At 71.7% G+C, this 18,620-nt stretch carries 12 protein-coding genes; 2 read left to right on the forward strand and 10 right to left on the reverse strand.

Features of this window, described 5'->3' with window-relative positions; all coding sequences use genetic code 11:
- Nucleotides 1-75 precede the first annotated feature (75 nt).
- The 4 genes from WMF45_RS00385 to WMF45_RS00400 form a co-directional block, all read right to left on the reverse strand.
- Nucleotides 76-2,022 carry a CBS domain-containing protein gene (locus tag WMF45_RS00385; protein ID WP_437714988.1) on the reverse strand — a complete coding sequence of 649 codons (1,947 nt, stop codon included), beginning with the start codon at nucleotides 2,020-2,022 and terminating at the stop codon, nucleotides 76-78.
- A 138-nt stretch (nucleotides 2,023-2,160) separates the two neighbouring features.
- Nucleotides 2,161-2,898, reverse strand: a complete 738-nt coding sequence (locus tag WMF45_RS00390; protein ID WP_437714989.1) for a hypothetical protein — start codon at nucleotides 2,896-2,898, stop codon at nucleotides 2,161-2,163.
- 199 nt (nucleotides 2,899-3,097) lie between these two features.
- Entirely contained in the window at nucleotides 3,098-3,907 is an 810-nt protein-coding gene (locus WMF45_RS00395) for a hypothetical protein (protein ID WP_437714990.1), read from the reverse strand.
- A gap of 102 nt (nucleotides 3,908-4,009) precedes the next feature.
- On the reverse strand, nucleotides 4,010-5,707 hold the full coding sequence (locus WMF45_RS00400) for a hypothetical protein (protein WP_437714991.1): 1,698 nt from the start codon (nucleotides 5,705-5,707) through the stop codon (nucleotides 4,010-4,012).
- 80 nt (nucleotides 5,708-5,787) lie between these two features.
- Here WMF45_RS00400 and WMF45_RS00405 point away from each other — a divergent pair, with 80 nt between their 5' ends.
- Nucleotides 5,788-7,113: a hypothetical protein gene (locus WMF45_RS00405; RefSeq protein WP_437714992.1), complete on the forward strand. Its 1,326-nt coding sequence runs from the start codon at nucleotides 5,788-5,790 to the stop codon at nucleotides 7,111-7,113.
- 37 nt (nucleotides 7,114-7,150) lie between these two features.
- Nucleotides 7,151-10,483 carry a lamin tail domain-containing protein gene (locus WMF45_RS00410; RefSeq protein ID WP_437714993.1) on the forward strand — a complete coding sequence of 1,111 codons (3,333 nt, stop codon included), beginning with the start codon at nucleotides 7,151-7,153 and terminating at the stop codon, nucleotides 10,481-10,483.
- Between the two features lie 161 nt (nucleotides 10,484-10,644).
- Here WMF45_RS00410 and WMF45_RS00415 read toward each other — a convergent pair whose 3' ends face one another.
- From WMF45_RS00415 to WMF45_RS00440, 6 genes are all read right to left on the reverse strand, one after another.
- On the reverse strand, nucleotides 10,645-11,280 hold the full coding sequence (locus WMF45_RS00415) for a hypothetical protein (protein WP_437714994.1): 636 nt from the start codon (nucleotides 11,278-11,280) through the stop codon (nucleotides 10,645-10,647).
- Between the two features lie 483 nt (nucleotides 11,281-11,763).
- Entirely contained in the window at nucleotides 11,764-13,452 is a 1,689-nt protein-coding gene (locus tag WMF45_RS00420; protein ID WP_437714995.1) for an SBBP repeat-containing protein, read from the reverse strand.
- Nucleotides 13,452-14,444, reverse strand: coding sequence for a tetratricopeptide repeat protein (locus tag WMF45_RS00425; RefSeq protein ID WP_437714996.1), 993 nt, complete (start codon nucleotides 14,442-14,444; stop codon nucleotides 13,452-13,454). The genes WMF45_RS00420 and WMF45_RS00425 overlap by 1 nt, the downstream gene beginning before the upstream one ends.
- An 8-nt stretch (nucleotides 14,445-14,452) precedes the next feature.
- Complete coding sequence (locus WMF45_RS00430) at nucleotides 14,453-15,994, reverse strand: protein kinase domain-containing protein (RefSeq protein WP_437714997.1); 1,542 nt, start codon at nucleotides 15,992-15,994, stop codon at nucleotides 14,453-14,455.
- A gap of 275 nt (nucleotides 15,995-16,269) precedes the next feature.
- On the reverse strand, nucleotides 16,270-17,625 hold the full coding sequence (locus WMF45_RS00435) for a cyclic nucleotide-binding domain-containing protein (RefSeq protein WP_437714998.1): 1,356 nt from the start codon (nucleotides 17,623-17,625) through the stop codon (nucleotides 16,270-16,272).
- 123 nt (nucleotides 17,626-17,748) lie between these two features.
- Nucleotides 17,749-18,423 (reverse strand): dienelactone hydrolase family protein, encoded by a 675-nt coding sequence (locus tag WMF45_RS00440; RefSeq protein ID WP_437714999.1) that lies wholly within the window; start codon nucleotides 18,421-18,423, stop codon nucleotides 17,749-17,751.
- Between the last annotated feature and the right edge of the window lie 197 nt (nucleotides 18,424-18,620).

Here is an 18,620-nt window from a genome sequence, read left to right on the forward strand (position 1 = left end):
TTTGCGCCTTTGCGCCTTTGCGTTTCATTCTCTCTCTGCAGCTCCGGCGCGCGCGTCACGGGCAGCCACGCCCGCTCACGCCTCGCGCAGGAAGGCCTCGAGCAGCGCCGCCGAGACGTCGAGCAGATCGCGCTCCGTCACGATGCCCACGAGCCGCTCGCCCGCGACGACGGGCAGGCAGCCGACGCGGTGCTCGCGCATGATCCGCATCGCCTCCAGCGTCGGCGTGTCCGGCGCGACGGTCACCGGGTCGGGCCGCATGATCGACGCCACCGTGGGCGGCGCGGATCCGCTCGGCGCCGCTGCGGCGCCGCGGGCGATGAGCCGCAGCAGCGCGCGGTGGGAGACGACGCCGACGAGCCGGCCCTGCTCGTCCTCGACAGGGACATGGCGCACGTGCCGCCAGGCCATGACGCTCGCGGCGAAGTCGACGATGTCGGTGGGACGCACCGTGAACAGATCGGTCGACATGAACTGGCCCACGGTCCGGTAGCTGTCGCGCACGAGGCCGAGGTCGTCCTCGAGCGTGGCGGGCTCCCACGCGTGCACCGGGCGCCCGGCCCCGCCGCCCCGGGCCTCTTCCCGCTGGCGGGCGAGCATCGCGGCGCAGAGGGCGCGGCTTCGCAGCTCCGGGGTGCCCCGCCCGGCCATGGCCGCGAGCGAGCCGAGCGTCCATTGCGCGCCCGTCTGGCCGCGGCGGACCCGCTCCTCGACGACGCCGAGGTACCGGTCGACGTCAGAGGCGTCGATGCCCGCGGCCGAGAGGCCCGCCCGGGCGGCGGGGAGGAGGTGCGAGAGGATGAGCTCCGGGGCAGGGAGGCTCCGGCCGCCGAGCCACGTGAGCTGCGCCTTGAGGCCGTGGCGGGCCGCCGCGAAGAAGTTCGCCTTGGCGTCCTCGAACGGCATCTCGAGGTCGATGCGCGGGTGCTCGTCGGCGAGGCCGGTCATGAGGCCGAAGAAGAAGGCGGCGTTCGCGACCTCGTCGAGGACCGTGGGCCCCGAGGGCAGCGCGCGGCTCTCGATGCGCAGGTGCGCGACCCCGGCCAGGGCCCCGTAACAGGGGCGGTTCCAGCGGTAGACGGTGCCGTTGTGGACCCGCAGGGCCTTGAGGTCCGGCACCTCCCCGCGCGCGAGCACGGCCGCGGGGGGCTCGCCGGGATCGGCGGTCATGATCACGCGGAACCGCGCGATGTCCTCGCGGAAGAGATCGAGCACGCCGCCCTGCACCCAGCCGTCGCCGAAGTGGACGCGGGGCCTCTGCTGCCGGCCCTCGAGAGCGCTCGGGCGGGTGTCGACCGAGGTCTCGAAGAGGGCGATCCGCGTCTCGTGCCAGAGCCGCTGCCCGAGGAGCAGCGGCGAGTTGACAGCGGCGGCGAGGACGGGCGCGGTCACCGCCTGGGCGAGGTTGTAGAGCGACGTGAACTCCCGCGCCCCGACCTGGAGGTGGACCTGGAAGCTCGTGTTGCACGACTCGAGCAGGATGTTGTCGTGGGTCATCTCGAGCTCGTCGAGCCCGTGGATCGAGACGCGGAAGTCGCCCTGGCGCAGCCGCAGGAGCGCGCGGTTGAGCTCGTGGTAGCGAGGCGCCGGCGTGAGGTTCTCGAGGCGGAGGTCGCCGGCGCGCAGGGTGGGGAGGATGCCCGTGAGCAGGACGTCGGCGCCGGCGGCGCGCGCGGCCTCGGCCGCCCGCCCGATGACCTCCGACAGCTCGGCCTCGAGCCGCCGCAGGCAATCGCCGCCGAACGGCAGCGGGGTGAGGTTCGCCTCCAGGTTGAAGCGAGCGAGCTCGGTCGTGAGCCGAGCGTCGGCGGCCCGCTCGAGCACCTCCAGCGCGAGCGGGGCGGGCCGGAGCGCTCGGTCGACGAGGAACATCTCCTGCTCGGCGCCGATGCGACGCACGCCGGACTCGATGCGATCCTCCAGGAGGAGGCGCTCGAGCGCCTCCACGTCGTCGAGCAGCGCCCGCATGAACGCCTTGTGCTGCTCCTCGCTCGCCTGCTCGGAGACGTGCTGCTCGCCCATGGTGATCGCCCCGCCTTTCGCTCGCTCCCGCCCCAGGGAAGCCTACGACGGCGAACGGCAGGGGGCGCGGGGGATCCCCCCGGCGGGGACGGCGGGCGTCTGACTCGGCGCGGACGGCGCGGCGGCGGCCCGTCGCGGTCAAAAGCTGCGGCCGGCCGCGAGCCGCAGGGTGGCGACCTTGTCCTCGGCAAGGCCGAACCCGAGCGGCGCGTCGAGCGCCACGAGCAGCCCTGCCCGGGCGTAGTAGCCAGGCTGCTTCAGCGTGTAGGTGAAGAACGGCTCCATCGCGAGCTGCATCCTGTCGTCGCGGGTGAGCGTCAGCGCGGCCTGGAGGCGGAGCCCGCCGCCGTAGGGGCCTCGGCCGCGCAGCTCGAGCTCGTCGCCCTGCTCGACAACGAGCTCGACGCCGGCCTTGCTGGTCGGGAGGGCGAACATCACCGCGGTGTCCGCGCGGTAAACGAGCCGCGCGGCGAGCTCTGCCTCGACGCCGCCGCGGGCCCTCAGGGGCAGGTGCCCGACGGTGAGCCGGTGCAGGTCGAAGGAGGCGCGCGCGGGGGCGGTCGCCTGCAGCGTGGCGCGGGCGTCGGCGTCGGGGGCGCTGAGGACGGGGATCGAGAGCGCGCCGCCGCCGAAGACGGTGACCTTGCGCGAGAGGGCGCGGGCATAGTGGGCGCCGACCGTGGGGTTGCCGAAGAGAAGGCTGCCGGCGCTGCTGCTCTCGTCGACGCCGAGCCGGGTGGACCGGAACGAGGCGGAGACGTCGCCATAAGCGAGCGGGAGATCCACGTCGAGGTGGAGCCGGCCGAACCACTCGAGCTGACCTCGAAGATCGAAGGTCAGCCCGAACGTGCTCACGTCGGAGGTGACATCGTCCATGGCCCATGAGGCCGACTTGCTCAGGACGTCGAGCTCGAGCTCCGCACGCGAACCCTGGGATTTAGCCCAGCTGTTCTTTTCTGCCGGAGCGGCAGGTGGTGCTGTGAGCCAGAGCGAGAGCAGGAGAGCGGAGGAGAGCAGCGATCTCGCGTTCAATCAGGCCCACTGCGAGGACTACCATGGCTCGGCTCGGCCGTGGTTATCGAACGGCGCCCTCGGCGCCCGCGGCCTCGTCGTCGTCCTCCTCGTCCTCGTCGTCGTTCTCCTCGTCGTCGTCGTCGTCGTCAGCGTCAGCGTCAGCGTCGGCGCTGTCGTCGAACAGCAGGGAGGGAGCGCCTTCGTTGCCGTGCTCCGCGAAGATCGCGTCGGCGGCGATCACGAGCTCCTCCATGCGGTCGGCGTCGACGGGGCCGTACACGGCGAGCGCCATGGCGCGATCCTGCACGAACAGCCACGCGTCGGGGAAGTCGAGCAGGGCGTCGCGGATGCTCTTCGAGAGCCACCGGCCGATGGCCTTCGCTTCGGGTCCCTCGACAAGGAACTGCTCCATGAACTCCGGGTCCTTCTTGAACTGGACGCCGGTGTTGGGGGCACGCCTGCCATCGACGATGGGCAGCGGGCACACGGTGAGCCGGGGCGCAGCCTTGGCCAGCTTTGTGAGGACCACCTGGTACTCGCTGCCGTTCTTCGCGTCCGGGCCCACGACCGCGACGTAGGCGAGCTTCGGGACGAGCTCGTAGCGGGCGAGGACCGCGCCGCCGCCCGTCTCCTGCAGCGTGTGCTCGAGGCTGGACGGCAACGAGCGCACCGGACGAGGGCCTTCGCCGCCGGCGCCGGCCTTCCGGCCGCCGGGCTTCGCGCCGGGGCGGGACGGGGCCGCCTCGGGGGTCATCAGCGCGCGCCAGCGCGCGAGCTCGCGGTCGCGCCGCGCCTCGTGCCGACCGCGCAAGCCGGTCAGGAACCAGACGACGAGCAACGCAAGGGGACCTACGTACCAGAGCCAGGGCATGGGGCGGTGATGCTAGCAAACCTCGCGGAGCTGCGGTGGGGTCGCGCGCGCCCGCGGTGAGGCGAGGCTGTCGTAGCCAGCCTCGCCGCTTCGCGGCGACGCTCAGGGCGCGGGGGCCGGAGCGGCGTCGTCCGGCCGCTCGAAGACGCACCAGTAGCCGTTCTTGCTGTGGCGCACCATCCCGGCCACCTCGTACACGCCCCGGAAACGCCGGTCCTTGCGGAGCTTCTCCTGCGCCGGGAACGGGAGCTTGTCGCACGTGTCGGCGCCGCCGACGAACACGAAGTAGCGCGGCATCTTGTCGAAGACGTGCTGCACGTAGCCGGGGCCCGTCTTGCGCGTGTAGCCGCCAGGGAGCTTGGAGATCACGGGATCGACGAGGCCGAGCAGATCGAGCACCGGGTAGTCGGTCACATACCCGATGTACCCGATGTCGCCCACGGCGACCTCGCCGGGCTTGCCGTGCTCCACCAACCAGTTGGCCACGCCGCCCGCGGCGCTGTCCCAGAACCGCTTCTCGTCGTCGAGGATCCGGTGCTGGGCGCGCTCGATCCGCTGCGCCCGGAAGGCGCCCAGCGCGATGAGGCAGCCGAGCGCGAGCACGCCGGCCCCCGCGGCGAGGGCGATCGCCCCGCCCTCGGGCGCGTCTGCGGCGCGGGCCGAGAGCTGGGCGAGCAGCGGCTCGAGCAGCGCGCGCGCGCCGAGGCCCGCGAGGAGGAAGCAGAACGGCTCGAACGGGCTCATGAAGCGGTAGTACGGCATCCAGTCCCCGCCCACGAGGAGCACGTAGCCGCCCACCGCGAGCGCGAGGGCCGCGACGCAGAGCGCGTCGCGGTGGCGCGCGACGATCGCCACGCAGAGGCCGAAGAGCCCGAGCAGCAGCGCCGGCCACGTGTGCTCCGCGTACTCCGCGAGGTAGTGCTGCCCCCCGGCCAGCTGCTCGGCGAGGCTGCCGGTCTTGGCGCTCAGCGTGTTCGGCAGCCACGTGCCGTAGTAGCTGTGCCGCCAGAGCATGTGGCACGCGATGGGCGCGGCGAAGACGACGCCGCGCAGGAGGTTCTGCCGCCCGAAGAAGCGCAGGCCGAGGAAGAGCATCGGTATGCCGATGAACATCGGCGCTTCCGGGCGCGTCAGGCCAGCGAGCCCGAAGACGAGGCCCGAATACGGGAAGCCGGTCCCCCGGTCGCGCTCGCGGAACATCATCTCGGTGCCCGCGAGGACGAGCAGGACGAACAGCGGCGTCTCCAGGCCGAAGACGGCATATCCGCTCTGCACGATCGAGCTCGCGAACAGCCACGTGGCGATGCAAGGGACCGCGCCGTGCGGGCGGAGCCGGGCCGAGAGGAGGTAGAGCGCGCCGAGCGAGCCGCAGGCGGCGAGCCCGCCGAGCACCTTGGCGACCACGTCGGGGTCGAGGCCGAGCTTGATGCCGCCCGCGAGCAGCACGGTCCAGAGGAAGTTCGTGTACCCCTCGATGCGCTCGCCGGCGTTGTAGACGAGCCCGAGGCCCCGGGCGAAGTTGCGCGCGTACCGGTACGAGATGTACGCATCGTCGATCGTGAACGAGCGCACGCGCACCATGTTCACGACGAGCAGGAACGCCGGCAAGACGAGGCCGAACGCGAGGTGCAGGCGCTCGGAGAGCGGCGCGCCTCGCAGCCAGTCGCGCCAGCTTCGGGCCGGGGGCGCGCCTTCGACCGCGCCGTCGCCCGCCGCTTCCATGTCGCCGTCGGCCTCGCCGCTCGGAGGGGCGACCCCGAGTTGCCCGTGCTCTGCTTCTTCCGGTTCCAGGAAAGCCATGTGAAGCCTCTCCCTACCATGGATGGTTCATTTCGGGGTCGTTTCTTGGTCGAGGCGCTCATCCCAGCTATCCTCGCGACATGCGTGCAGCCATGTTCGCTCTTGCCGCCTCCTCCGCCCTTTTCGTCGCGCCCCCGGCGCTCGGTGCCCGAGGCGTGCCGTGCGGCTTCTATGGCATCGATCCAGGGGCGCCCGTCGACGCAGGGGAGGTGATCCTCGACGACGATCACGCGAAGCGGCTCGCGCGCGCGGGCGCCGGCGCCGTGCGCGTCGAGTTCCTGCTCGATGACGCCGAGGCGTGGGACGACGACAAGCTCGAGCAGTACGACGCCATCATCGACGCGGCGCGCGCCGCGGGCCTCGAGCCGGTCGGGCTCCTCTCTCACCGCACGATCGGAGAAGGACAGGACGTCTGGAATGACGATCCGGACCGGGACGGCGACAACGCGTACGTGGAGGCGTTCGCCGAGACGGCAGAGGCGCTCATGACGAGGTACGCCGGGGACGTCGTCCAGTGGGAGATCTGGAGTCAGCCGAACTGCTCCGAGCTCCCCGACCCCGCGCTCGACCCGGAGCACGCCGGCTGCACCTTCATCCTGCCCCGGGTGCTCGCGCAGATCCTCGCCCAGATCCGCATCCGCAACGAGGCGCTCTTCAATGTCGACGAGCTGTCGCTGACCACGGGCGGCCTGCTCGCCTCGGACGACGCGGCCGCGCCGTTCTCGGGGGTCGATTACCTGCGCGAGCTCTACGCGCAGCCGGTGTGGGACGAGCTCGAGGCGCGCTTCGGCGAGCGCACGCCGTGGTCTCGCCTCGGTCAACAGCTGTTCTTCCATCAGGGCACCGAGGTCGATCCGGTGACGCTCAACGATTATCTCGACGCGCTGCGCGACCTCGCCGACGAGGAGGGGGACGAGAGCCCCTTCGCCGTGACCGGGATGGCGTGGTCGAGCGCGCTCGCCGGCGAGGAGCTCCAGGCGGCGAACCTGACAACGTCGTTCGACGTCCTCTCGGAGCGCGAGGACGTCGCCGGCGTGGTCTGGGCCAGCTTCCAGGACGCGCCGCTCGACGAGCAGCCCTTCGGCCTCGTCGACGAGGCCGGCGTGGAAAAGCTGGCGCTCGCCGCGTTCAGCGAGTCGGCCGACAACTGCGAGCCGACGGAGCAAGGCGGAGGGACGGGGAGCGGCGGCGGGGGGAGCGGATCGAGCGGCGGCGGTGTTGCTGCCGGCTCGCCGCCCGGCACCAGCGGACAGATGGGGCGGCCGATCGACGGAAAGCGGCGCGCGAGCTCCTGCAGTTATGCCGCGGGCGCGACCAGCGGAGGCGGAACGCGGTCCGATGGGGGGTGGCTCGCGTTGTTCGCGATCGGCGCGATCGCGATGGTGCGCTGCCGCCGCGTCGTTTGAAGGCAACTCGAGCGCTCTCGTCGCCGACAGGGGAGGCATGCCTCACAGCTCGGCGCGCTTCGCGCGGCGGATGGCCGTGCACGTCGGACTTTTTCTCTTCAATGGTTGCGGGCGCGACGGCGCGGGCGATCGCTTCGGCGTCTGCGGCGACGGCGTCGTCGACGAGGGCGAGGCGTGCGACGACGTCAATACCGCCGAGGGCGACGGCTGCTCGCCGACGTGCCAGCGCGAGGCGCCGGCGGCGGCCCGCTGCGGCGACGGCGCGCTCGACGCGGGCGAGGCGTGCGACGATGGCAACACGGCGGCCAGGGACGGCTGCTCGGCGGCGTGCGAGATCGAGGTGCCCCCGCGCTGCGGCGACGGCGCCATCGATCCGGGGGAGCAGTGCGACGACGGGAACGTCGCGACGGGCGACGGCTGCGAGGTCGATTGCGCGAAGACGCCGGCCGAGGAGACCGTCTGCGAGGAGCTCTTGCCGCTCGCGCAGGGGACGTGCGAGGTGGTCGCCGGCGCGGGAGCGACGCTGATCCGGGGCGTCGTGCTGGCCCCGGGCAGGGTGTACCGGGGTGGGCGGGTGCTCGTGGACGAGCGGGGCGCGATCGCGTGTGTCGGCTGCGATTGCGAGGCGGCGGGCGCGACGGAGATCCTGTGCCCGAGCGGCGTCGTCTCCCCGGCGCTGATCAACACGCATGATCACATCACGTACACGCAGAACAGCCCGTATACCCCGACCGAGGAGCGCTATGAGCACCGGCACGACTGGCGCATCGGCAACAACAGGCACACGAGGATCGACACGCCCGGCATGGCCAGCGAGGCACAGATCCGCTGGGGCGAGCTCCGCTTCCTGATGGGCGGCGCGACCTCGATCGTGGGCTCGGGGAGCGCGCCAGGCCTCCTCCGGAACCTGGACCGGGCCGACCAGGAGGGCCTGGGCCAGAGCGCGGTCCGCTTCGACACGTTCCCGCTCGACGACGCGGGCGGCCGCGAGCTCGTGAGCGGTTGCGGCTACTCGGCCGACATGGTGAGAGGGAAGGAGGTCGAGGGAGAGGACGCCTATTGCCCGCACGTCGCCGAGGGGATCGATGCGTCGGCGCGCAACGAGTTCGTCTGCCTGAAGGCGGAGCCGAACGACGTGCTCGAGCCGCAGAGCGCGTTCATCCACGGGATCGGCCTGACCGCGCCCGACTACGCGGCGATGGCGGCGGAGGGCACGGCGCTCATCTGGTCTCCCCGCTCCAACATCACGCTTTACGGCGACACCGCCGTGGTCACCGCCGCCGCCCGCCTCGGGGTGCAGATCGCGCTCGGCACCGACTGGATCGCGACCGGATCGATGAACCTCCTGCGCGAGCTCCGGTGCGCGTCGGCGCTCAACGAGACGTACTACGACGGCTTCTTCACCGACGAGGAGCTGTGGAGGATGGTCACCGCAAGCGCCGCCGCGGTCACCGCGACGGACGACGTGATCGGCGCGCTGTCCACGGGGAAGGTCGCCGACATCGCGATCTTCGACGGCAGTGAGCGCGAAGGCCACCGCGCTGTCGTCGCCGCCGATCCCGAGGACGTCGTCCTCGTGATGCGCGGCGGAAAGGTCCTGTATGGCGACGCGGCCGTGGTGTCCGCGGTCCGGGGCGCGGACGCATGCGACGCGGTCGATGTGTGCGGCGTGTCGAAGCAGGTCTGTCTGCGGGACGAGATCGGGATGACGCTGGAGGATCTCGAGCAGCAGGCGGGCGAGATCTACCCGGCCTTCTTCTGCGGCGAGCCCGAGGGCGAGCCGCTCTGCACCCCGTCGCGCGCGGAGAGCGCGCCCCTGAACGCCTCGGTGAACGGCTCGACCGTCTACACCGGGCAGCCGACGGACGCGGATCTCGACGGTGACGGCATCGAGAACGGCGCGGACAACTGCCCGAGCGTCTTCAACCCGATCCGGCCGCTCGACGACGGGGGCCAGGCCGACTTCGACGGCGACGGCGACGGCGACGCCTGCGACGCGTGCCCGCTCGACGCGGGCAGCACGCTCTGCTCGCCGCCGGACCCGAACGACGCCGACAACGACGGCACGCCGAACGGCGCGGACAGCTGCCCGAACCTCCAGAACCCGGGTCAGGCCGACGCGGACGGCGACGGCAAGGGCGACCCGTGCGACCTGTGCCCGGACCAGGCGAACCCAGGGGCCCTGGGCTGCACGGTGGCGATCTACGATATCAAGGACGGCACGCGCGCGGAGGGCGACACGGTGGCCCTGGAGAACGTGCTCGTGACCGGCAAGCACGCGAGCGGCTTCTTCGTCCAGGCGAAGTCGGGCGACCCGGGGTACGCGGGGCCGGCGCACTCCGGCGTTTACGTGTACAGCCCGCAGAGCACGGTGCTGGCCGGCGATCGCGTGCGGATCACGAGCGCGGTGATCTCGGATTACTTCGGGCAGATCCAGCTCGGGTCCGCCGTTGTCGAGGTGATCGCGTCGGTCGGCGAGGCGGCGCCGGCGCCGGAGCCGGTCGCGCCGGCCGACATCGCGGCGGGCGGCGCGCGCGCCGCCGAGCTCGAGGGGGTCCTCGTCGAGGTGGAGGACGTCACGGTGATCGGGCTCGATACGATGTTTCATGAATTCATCGTCACAGGCGATCTGCGCGTGGACGACCTCCTGTACCGGTCCAGCCCCTTCCCGGCGAAAGGCCAGCATTTCGCGAGCATCCGCGGCATCCTCACCCACCGGAACGGCGACGCGAAGATCGAGCCGCGCGGCGTCGATGACCTCGTGACGACCCTCGGGGCGGCGGCCGCGACGGCAGGGCTCGTGATCAACGAGGTGGATTACGATCAGCCGGGCGGAGATCGAGCCGAGTTCATCGAGATCTACAATGGCGCCGGCGCGCCCGTGGATCTCAGGGGCCATGCGCTCGTGCTGGTCGATGGATCCAGCAGCGCGCCCTCCGCCTACAGGACGCTCGATCTGAGCTCCGCCGGTACGCTCGCGGCTGGCCAGTACCTCGTCGTCGGCAGCACGGCGGTGGTCGGCACCGACACCATGCCAGGCGTCGTGGCGGAAGGTGCGGTGACGATCGCCTTCTCGGGCGCGCAGACCGACCGGATGCAGAACGGGGCTCCCGACGGGATCGCGCTGATAAACACGATGACAGGGGCCGTGATCGACGCGCTCTCCTACGAGGGGAGCGTCCCCGCCGTCACGATCGGGGGCGCCAGCGTGAGCCTCGTCGAAGGCGACGCGTTGCCGGCCACGGTGGCGGACGGCGGCATGGCGGCTGGCTCGCTCTGCCGCCTGCCCGACGGGTCGGACACGAACCAGGCCGCCGCCGACTGGGCGCTCTCCGCGACGATCACCCCTGGTGCGGCGAACGTGCCGTGAGCCCGGCCGAGACGCTGTGTTCTTCAGCGCAGCGCGCCTCGACGCCCGCCGTTCGCCCGGCGCCACGCGGTCCACGCCGCGCGCGCCGGTGTATTCGTCCTGTCAGCTGTGTCCGGAGAGAGTGAAGAGAATCTGAGGAGGAATGAGCCGTGAGCGGGCGCTCACAGGCAGCCGCAGAGCGGGTCGCCCGCCTTGCACACGCACTTCCCGCCCTTCTTGGCCGGCGCCGCCGCGCTGGGGCCCCGCGCCGCGCCGGCGCCCCGCACCGCCTTGCCGGACGTCGCCGCTCGGCCGCGGAGGGTTGCGGCCCCCTTGATGTTCGACGTCTTTGCGTCGGCCACGTCCTCGCCCTGCGCCAGCGCCTTGGTCGCCTCCGTCGCCTTGTAATCGGAGAACGCCTTCTGCGCCTTCTCAGCGTCGCTCTTGGCGGCGTCGAGCGCGAGGGTAAGCTCGGTGATCTTCCGGTTGCGCTCGTCGAGCTGGAGGTTGAGCTGCGCGATCCTGTCCTGCTCGGCGACGCGGGCGGCCACCGCCTCGGCCTGAGCCGCCTCGGCTTCCTTCACCTTGCCGGCGAAGGCGGTCACCGCGACCGCGGCCACGGCCGCCACGACCAGACCCATCCCGAACACGAACCGACCCCGCCGCTTCTGCCGAACCCCCTGGGCGATCGCCTCGAGCTCGCGTTCAAGGTCCCCCGTGCCCGACATGGGCGGCACGCTGGCAGCGACCGGCGCGATGCTGGCGGGCCCTCTCGTCCCCTGGTAGAGCACTCCCGGGCTTTGTTGCGTGTTCATCATCGCGCGAGACCTCCTCCTGCGTGAGCGAATCCTCCTCTAAGCAAGTGGGGGGGCCTCCAAGCAAGTGGGGTGCCAGGTGAGCGCGCCCCGATTTGGCACCGTGGGCATCGTCCGTGAAGCAAACGGCGGTGCAAAGCGAGGACTCACACCGCAAAGCGGTGGCTCGCACCGCAAAACGAGGACCCACACCGCAAAACGACGACTCTCGAGGTGCTCCAGAGGCGAGTCCCGGGAGATCCGGGTGGATCAGTTGTTCTGGTGCATGGATCGCTCACCGGACCTCGATGCGTCCCCTGGTCCAGCGGAGGTCCTGCACCACGCGCCGGCAACACCGGTGCTGCCGGCGGGGAGGGAGGGCCGCCTCAGGCAGCGACCGCAATCGCTCCAATTGAGCCAACGATTCCGGCTACTTGCGTCCGTAGACCGGCCACCGCCGCGCCTCCGCGGATCCGAGGACGAGAGCGCTTCGTGGCGAGGTGGCCGTCAGGGCTGCAGCTTGGCGACGAAGGCGTCGGGGCCCCCGGAGCTCATCATGGGGTCCCCCCCGAGATCGATCCTGCCGCTGAAGCTGCCCGTCAGCGCGATGGCTCCCAGCTCATCCACGGCGACGGCCCGGGCGCGCTGCTCCGCCGCGTCGCCGAACGATTTGGCCCAGGCCGTATCGCCGTTCGGCGCGACCTTCGCGAAGAAGGCGTCGTTGCCGCCGAGGGACTGGAGCCTCGGGCTCGGGGGGCCGAAGTCGATGGCGCTCTCGAACTCTCCGACCACGATGACGTTGCCCGCCTGGTCGACCGCCACCCCCAGCGCCTTCTGATCTTCGGCGTCCCCGTACAGACGGTTCCAGAGGTGCTTGCCGTCCGCGTTGAAGGCGGCGACGACCGCGTCGTTTCCTCCGGCGTATCTCCGCGGCGCTCCGTCGAAATTGATCGTTCCCCCGGTGCTCCCTGCGACGACGATGTCCCCCTTCGCGTTCACCGCGACCGCCGTGAATTCCTGGCTCATGGTGTCGCCGAACGTCTTGGCCCAGAGCGGCGTCCCGCCCCCGTCGAGCTTCGCAATGAAGGCGTCGTCGCCCTGAGCAGTGAGGAGCGTCGTCCCGAAGTACACCCTGCCCGCGATGCGGCCGACCAGGACCACGCCTCCGTCGGGCGTGACGGCAGCGTCGTTCGCGACCTCGGCGGTCGTATCGCCGAAGTTCTTGCTCCAGGCGAAGTTTCCGAGGGTGTCCATCTTCGCGACGAAGATGTCCTCTCCACCTTTGCTCGTCAGGCGGTCGCCGCCCAGCGGTCGCCCGCCCAGCACGTCGGCCCAGTCGGTGAAGCTGCCAGCGACGACGATGTTGTCGTCCGAATCCACCGCGAGCCCATAAACTCTATCGACGCTCGGACCGGCGATGGTATTGACCCAGTCCAGGCCGCCCTCTGCGTCGAGCTTTGCCACGAACACGTCCGAGCTGCCTTGGCTCGTGCGCGACATCCCGTCGAAGTTCACTGTGTTTTCGAAGGTCCCGGCCACGATCACGCCGCCGTTCTTGTCGAGCGCCACGCGATTGCAAGAATCCGAGCCGTTCCCCCCGAGCGCCTTCGACCATTCCGTCGCGCCGCCAGGAGCGAGCTTGACGACGAAGCCGTCGTACGCTCCCTGGCTGCTGGCGACGGAATCCAGGCTGGTGCTGAAGGCACCCGCGATCAGGAGGTTTCCTTCCTTGTCGAAGGTGACGTCATAACCGATCTGCTCGCCGTTCACTCCGATGTGGGTGCTCCACTCGTGCGTTCCGGTGCACTCCGCCACACGATCGCAGTTCTCGTCATTCGCCTTCGTCGTACAGGCCTCGGTCCTGGGGAGCACCTCGCCGACGCACGAGCCGCCGCGCAGGCAGCCGTCCTTGCACTCGCCGACTCTCCTTGTCGACTCGGGGCCTGTATAACAAGGATCGCAGGGCTCGCTGCCGCCTGCGCCGCCTGCGCCGCCCGCACCTCCCGCGGCGCCCGCGCCTCCCACGCCGCCTGTGCCGCCCGCGCCTCCCGCGGCGCCCACGCCGGCCATCCCGCCTTGCGCGGCGCCGCCGCCGCTGATGGCGCCCGGCACGAGCACGCCTTGATCGAAGCACCCGCCCAGCGCGCCGGCCACGCCGAGCGCGCCGCAAAGGACCATGAAGCCGTTGCGTTTCATCAAAACACCCCCGCGATCCCGGCACCCCACGGCGATATCCACGGACGGACCGCTGCGCCCTTGGGCCTCGCCGCCGCGGACGGTGCGGTGAGGAGCAGCGCGACGCCGCCCGCGGCGAGCGCCCCGCCCACGATGAACGCCGGCGCAGGGACGAGGCGCAGGTCGTTGTACGAGCCCAGCTTGGCCCGCGTCTTCGGCGTGTCCGGGCACACGACGTCGTCGGTGCACCCGAGGTCGATCAGCTCGCTGCGCCGCGCGCTCGTGATGCCGAACGTGATTCCACCGACCACGAGCGCGGCGGCGCCCGTACCGACGGCGGTCCAGCCGAGCACGCGCTGCGTGGTGCCCGGCGCCGGACCGGTGGGCGGGGGGAGGACGACAGGCGGGGGGGCACCGACGGGGAACTCGAGCGCGAGCGCCGCCTCCTGCCGCTCCTGCAGCGCGACCTCCCGCCGGACGGCGCGCCCCGCCCACGCGGCCTCGACGACGTGCTTGCCAGGATCGACAGGCTGGCTGACCCCCACCAGCGCGGGTGGCATCGGCTTGCCGTCGATGGTGATCTGCACCTCGCGCTCCGGGGCGCCGCGCACCCCCACAGAGAGCCTGGGGATTCGTGGCTTGAGCTCGTCGTACGCTTTCCCGGCGTCGGCGACCGCGGCCTTGAAGACGTCGCTGGCCGAGGCGTCGAGCGAGGTGCGGCTCACTTGCAGGTAGCGCTCGGAGGCCTCGATGAGGCGCCCGAGCTGCTCGAGGCACCGCGCGGCATAGAAGTCGATCGTCGGCGCCTGGATCAGCTGGTCCGCGCGCCCGAACTTGTCGAGCGCCGCCGCGTACTGGCCCTTGTCGAAGAGGTCGAGTCCCTCTTCGGCGAGGGCCCGGGCGGCGTTCATGGTGGCGGGGTCGACGTCGGCCGCCCGCGTGGTGGTCGCGAGCGCGAGCGCGAGCGCGAACGCGATGGTGGCGGTGCCCGAGACCCTCGATCGCGCGCGCATTCGTCTCCTCAGAAGCCGAGGCGGTCGGACCTGGGGCGCGTCGCGCTGGAGGCCGCGGGCGGGGCCGCGGACGAGGGCCTGGGCCGCGGCGAGGAGGACGCGGCCCTGCCCGGGCGAGCGGGCGTCGCCTGGGCGGAGGAGGCGGCCGCGGCCGGAGCGCTGGCCGCCAGCGCGGAGCCGGCGCGGGGCGCAGGCGTCGAGGTCGCCGCGGCCGTCGTGTCCTGGGGAGGCGCGAGATCGGGCGCCCCCCTGGGCGAATTCGCCTCCGCCGGCGGATTGTTCGCGGGGGCGGCGACAGGCGGTGTCTCGAGCGTCCCCGGCGGCGAGGCCGCGCCGGACAGCGGCGGTGCGTGCGGGATCGGGTCGTCCCCGAGCGCGCGCCAGCCGATGAAGAGCACCCCGCCGAGGACCGAAGCCGCGAGGCCGAGCGCGACGGCCGGGATCGGCATCCTGCGGCGAGGTCTCGAGTCGGCCCCGGCCTCGTCGTAGAGGCCCGGCGGCGAGGCGACGCTCCCACCCGGCGAGACGGAGAGCGGGGAGGTGGAGATCGGCGGACCGGAGAGCGGCGAGGCGGAGAGCGGTGCGGCGGAGAGCGGCGCGGCGGAGAGCGGCGGGACGGAGGGCGACGTGGTGCCCGCGCCCCCGGGGATCGAGCTCGCCGAGGCCCGCCCGCCCTCCTGCGCGTCGCTGGGCGGAAAGAGCGCGTCGCGCAGCGCGTCGACCATCGCCGTCGCCGAGGCGAACCGCCCGTTCGGGTCACGGCTGCACGCCTGCATGAACCACTCGTCGAACGCCGGCGGCACGGGCACAGACGCCACCTTCGAGGGGACAGGCAGCGGATCACTGCATATCTCGAGGATCATCGCGCCGGGCGCCTCGGCCGTGATCGCAGCCCGGCCGCACACGCACTCGAACGCGATCACCCCGAGCGCCCAGAGGTCCGACCGGTAATCGACGGTCGCGCCCTGCGCCTGCTCAGGGCTCATGTACGGCAGCGTCCCGATCAGCACGCCCGCCTGCGTCCCGATGCCCTCTTTGCCGGACAGGCGCGTCTTGGCGACGCCGAAATCGAGGACCTTGGCCACCTCCCGGTCGTCGTCGCGGGCGAGGAAGATGTTGTCGGGCTTGAGGTCGCGGTGGACGATGCCGGCGTCGTGGGCCTTGCGCACGGCGCGCGCGACGTCGGCGAAGATGCGCGCCGTATCGGCCGGCTCGAGCGCGCCGACACGCTCGAGCCGGTGCGCGAGGTCCTCGCCCTCGAGGAGCTCCATCGCGATGAAGGGGACGTCGTTCTCGACGCCGTGATCGAGGATCTGCACGACGTTCGGGCTGCGGAGCGCCGCCGCCGCCTGCGCCTCCTGGTAGAAGCGCGCGCGGACCGTCTCGTCCTTCGCATAGAGAGGCCCGAGCATCTTGATCGCGACCGGCGAGCCCAGCGTGAGATCGTCCGCGCGCCAGACGGTGCCCATGCTGCCCGAGCTGAGAGGGCGGAGCAGCCGATAACGGCCGACCAGCACCTGTCCCTCCAGCCCGAACGCGTTCGTCGTCATTGTCGCAGGACCTGTGGTGCGCGCGTGGCCTTCCCTACGCTGGTGGTTGTTCAGTGCTGGTCAAAACAACAACGGGTAGACTGAAAGTCTACGGGGCGTGGCGCGGAGCGTCAATCGGTGCACCCGCCGCGTGCTCGCAGGACGTCGCCAGAGCACCGAACAGGTTGAAACGCCGCGCGAGAGAGAGTTTGAACCACAGAGACACAGAAGCGACAACAACAAAACCTCGGCGCATCCGTGGTTCGTTTCGTCAATTTTTCGATCGGCTCGGTACCCTAGATCAACACGAAGTCCTCGGCCACGGAGACCTCCTCGGCCATGATGCTCGTGGTCTCGTCGTCGCGCTGGACGGCGAGCTTGTAGAGTTGCGCCAGCACGGCCGGGTGATCCTCGACCAGACCCATGAACTCGGTGGCCGGAAGGTACAGCGTCACGGTGGGGTGAACGGCGATCACATCGGCGTTCGCCGCGCGGCGGAGGACCATCGCGATCTCGCCGGCGACGTCGCCGGGGCCGAGCGTCGAGAGCACGAGCGGCTCGACGCGGGCGTCGTCCGCCGCGTCGCGCCGGACGACGGCGACCTCTCCGGAGGCGATGAGGAACAGGCCGGGGGGCCGCTCATCCTGGACGAGCAGCCGCTCGTTCTTCTCGAACGTGCGCGTGCGGAACCGCTTCACGAGCGCGGGCCGGTTGGCCTCGGGCACGACGCGGAGCACGTCGCTCATCCGGACGAGGTTCTCCACCATGCGGTCCCGGCAGTAGGCTGCCAGCTCCAGGCCCACCTCGGGCTCGCGCTGCGCGATGTCGTCGATCGCGTCGCGCTTCACCTCGAGCACGATGGAGGGCCGCGTGGCGACGACGCTCCCGGTGCGCGGGGCCCGGGAGAGCAGCGCCATCTCGCCGAACATGGCGCCGTTCGTGAGCCGGGCGAGGAGGATCTCCTCGTCCCCGCGCCGGCGCCGCGCCTCGAGCTCCCCGCGGGCGACGAAGTAGGCCTCGCTGCGTGCGGCGCCCTGCTCGATCACGGTCGTCCCCGCCGCCACCCAGACGGGCGTGAAGGCGGCGCACAGGGCGCGGAGCGCGTCGCGCCCGACGGACGAGAAGACCGGCTGGGGCGCGATCCCGGGGTGATCGGCCTGGGCGGCCAGCCTGCGCGTGGCGTCGTGGAGGATCTCCGTCGCCTTGTTGAGCAGGAGCGCGCCGGTGAGCACGGAGGCGAGCGGCTGGAACGCCTCGGCGGCCGGCAGGGGGGGCGGCGGCGGCGCGCCCTCGCCGAGCCGCGGAGAGTCCCGGCAGAACGCCTCGGCGATCTGGTCGAGCCCGGGCCCGGCATCGCCGCCGAAGCGCTCGCTCTCGCGCGCGGCCGCCACGGCGAGCGGCAGGTTCTCGAGGTCGATCGCGCGGGCGATCGCGGTGGAGCACGCCTCGCGCGCGGCCTCGTGCCGGTTCAGCTCGCCGAGCAGGCGCCCGCAGAGGCAGAGCGCCGACGGCATCGTCGGGTCGTGCCGGACCAGCGCAGCGGCCCAGCGCAGCGCGGCGTCCCGCTCTCCCGCGAGCGCCAGCGAGAGCGCACGGTCGATCGGCGACTCCGCCTGCTGGATCGAGCCCGGGAGTACCGGGGGGAGGGCCATGTAAGCGTGTATATCAGGGTTCATTGCGCGGCGGCAAAGAACGCGCCTGGTTGACGGCGCGCGCGGCACGCACGGCACGCGCGCCCCGCGCGGATTACCCCGGGAAGGACCGAGGCGTCGTGCTCAGGCGAGGTGCTGCTTCAGGAACGCGATGCTCCGCTCCCAGGCGAGCTTCGCGGCCTCGGGGGCGTAGACCTCGGGGCGCGTGTCGTTCGCGAACGCGTGGTCGGCGTCATAGACGTGGAGCGCCATGGATTGGCCGCGGGCGGCGAGATCCTTCTGGATCGCCTCGGCGGCGGCCGGCGTCGCCCAGCCGTCGCGCGCGGCGAAGTGGGCGAGGATCGGCGCCTTGACGCGCGTGTAGTCGGGCGCGGGGCTCGGGACGCCGTAGAAAGGCACCACGGCCGCGAGCTCGGGGATCGTCGCGGCGGCGGCGAAGCTCAGCGCGCCGCCCATGCAGAACCCGATGACGCCGACCTTGCCGGTCGACCGCTCGTGCGCCGACAGGAAGCGGGCGGCGCCGGCGATCTCCTCCAGGGCGCGCGGCTTGTCGAGCTCGGTCATCAGCCGGTTGGCCTCGGTGGCATCCTTGGTGGTCTTGCCGTGGTAGAGGTCGGGCGCGAGGGCGATGAACCCGGCGGCGGCGAGCCGGTCGAGCAGGGAGCGGATGTGGTCGTTCACACCCCACCACTCCTGGATCAGGACGACGGCAGGCGACTTGTCCCCCTGCTTCGGCCAGACGATCTCGCCGGTCGCCGAGGACCCGTCCTTCGCGGGGAATGAAACCTTCTCGGACATGCGACTCCTCCCTTTCGAGACGGGGATGGGCTGCGCCGTCCTCGTCAGCCATCGGGGATCGGCGTCCGCCGTCCCCGTCAGCCATCGGGGATCGGCTTCGCCGTCCCCGTCAGCCATCGGGGATCGGCTTCGCCGTCCCCTCATGGCGCGGCGCAGGATAACCGCCCCGCGCACGTTGCGTAGCGCAAATTGCCTGG

Source organism: Sorangium sp. So ce448 (assembly GCF_051520915.1).
Lineage (GTDB): Bacteria > Myxococcota_A > Polyangia > Polyangiales > Polyangiaceae > Sorangium > Sorangium cellulosum_B.

Excerpts from the sequence above, each read along its gene's own strand:
- WMF45_RS00390 (WP_437714989.1), bottom strand. The coding sequence starts at position 2,898 with ATGGACGATGTCACCTCCGACGTGAGCACGTTCGGGCTGACCTTCGAT.
- WMF45_RS00430 (WP_437714997.1), bottom strand. The coding sequence starts at position 15,994 with ATGACGACGAACGCGTTCGGGCTGGAGGGACAGGTGCTGGTCGGCCGT.
- WMF45_RS00420 (WP_437714995.1), bottom strand. The coding sequence starts at position 13,452 with ATGAAACGCAACGGCTTCATGGTCCTTTGCGGCGCGCTCGGCGTGGCC.
- WMF45_RS00410 (WP_437714993.1), top strand. The coding sequence starts at position 7,151 with ATGCCTCACAGCTCGGCGCGCTTCGCGCGGCGGATGGCCGTGCACGTC.
- WMF45_RS00425 (WP_437714996.1), bottom strand. The coding sequence starts at position 14,444 with ATGCGCGCGCGATCGAGGGTCTCGGGCACCGCCACCATCGCGTTCGCG.
- WMF45_RS00395 (WP_437714990.1), bottom strand. The coding sequence starts at position 3,907 with ATGCCCTGGCTCTGGTACGTAGGTCCCCTTGCGTTGCTCGTCGTCTGG.
- WMF45_RS00435 (WP_437714998.1), bottom strand. The coding sequence starts at position 17,625 with ATGGCCCTCCCCCCGGTACTCCCGGGCTCGATCCAGCAGGCGGAGTCG.
- WMF45_RS00440 (WP_437714999.1), bottom strand. The coding sequence starts at position 18,423 with ATGTCCGAGAAGGTTTCATTCCCCGCGAAGGACGGGTCCTCGGCGACC.
- WMF45_RS00385 (WP_437714988.1), bottom strand. The coding sequence starts at position 2,022 with ATGGGCGAGCAGCACGTCTCCGAGCAGGCGAGCGAGGAGCAGCACAAG.
- WMF45_RS00405 (WP_437714992.1), top strand. The coding sequence starts at position 5,788 with ATGCGTGCAGCCATGTTCGCTCTTGCCGCCTCCTCCGCCCTTTTCGTC.
- WMF45_RS00400 (WP_437714991.1), bottom strand. The coding sequence starts at position 5,707 with ATGGCTTTCCTGGAACCGGAAGAAGCAGAGCACGGGCAACTCGGGGTC.
- WMF45_RS00415 (WP_437714994.1), bottom strand. The coding sequence starts at position 11,280 with ATGATGAACACGCAACAAAGCCCGGGAGTGCTCTACCAGGGGACGAGA.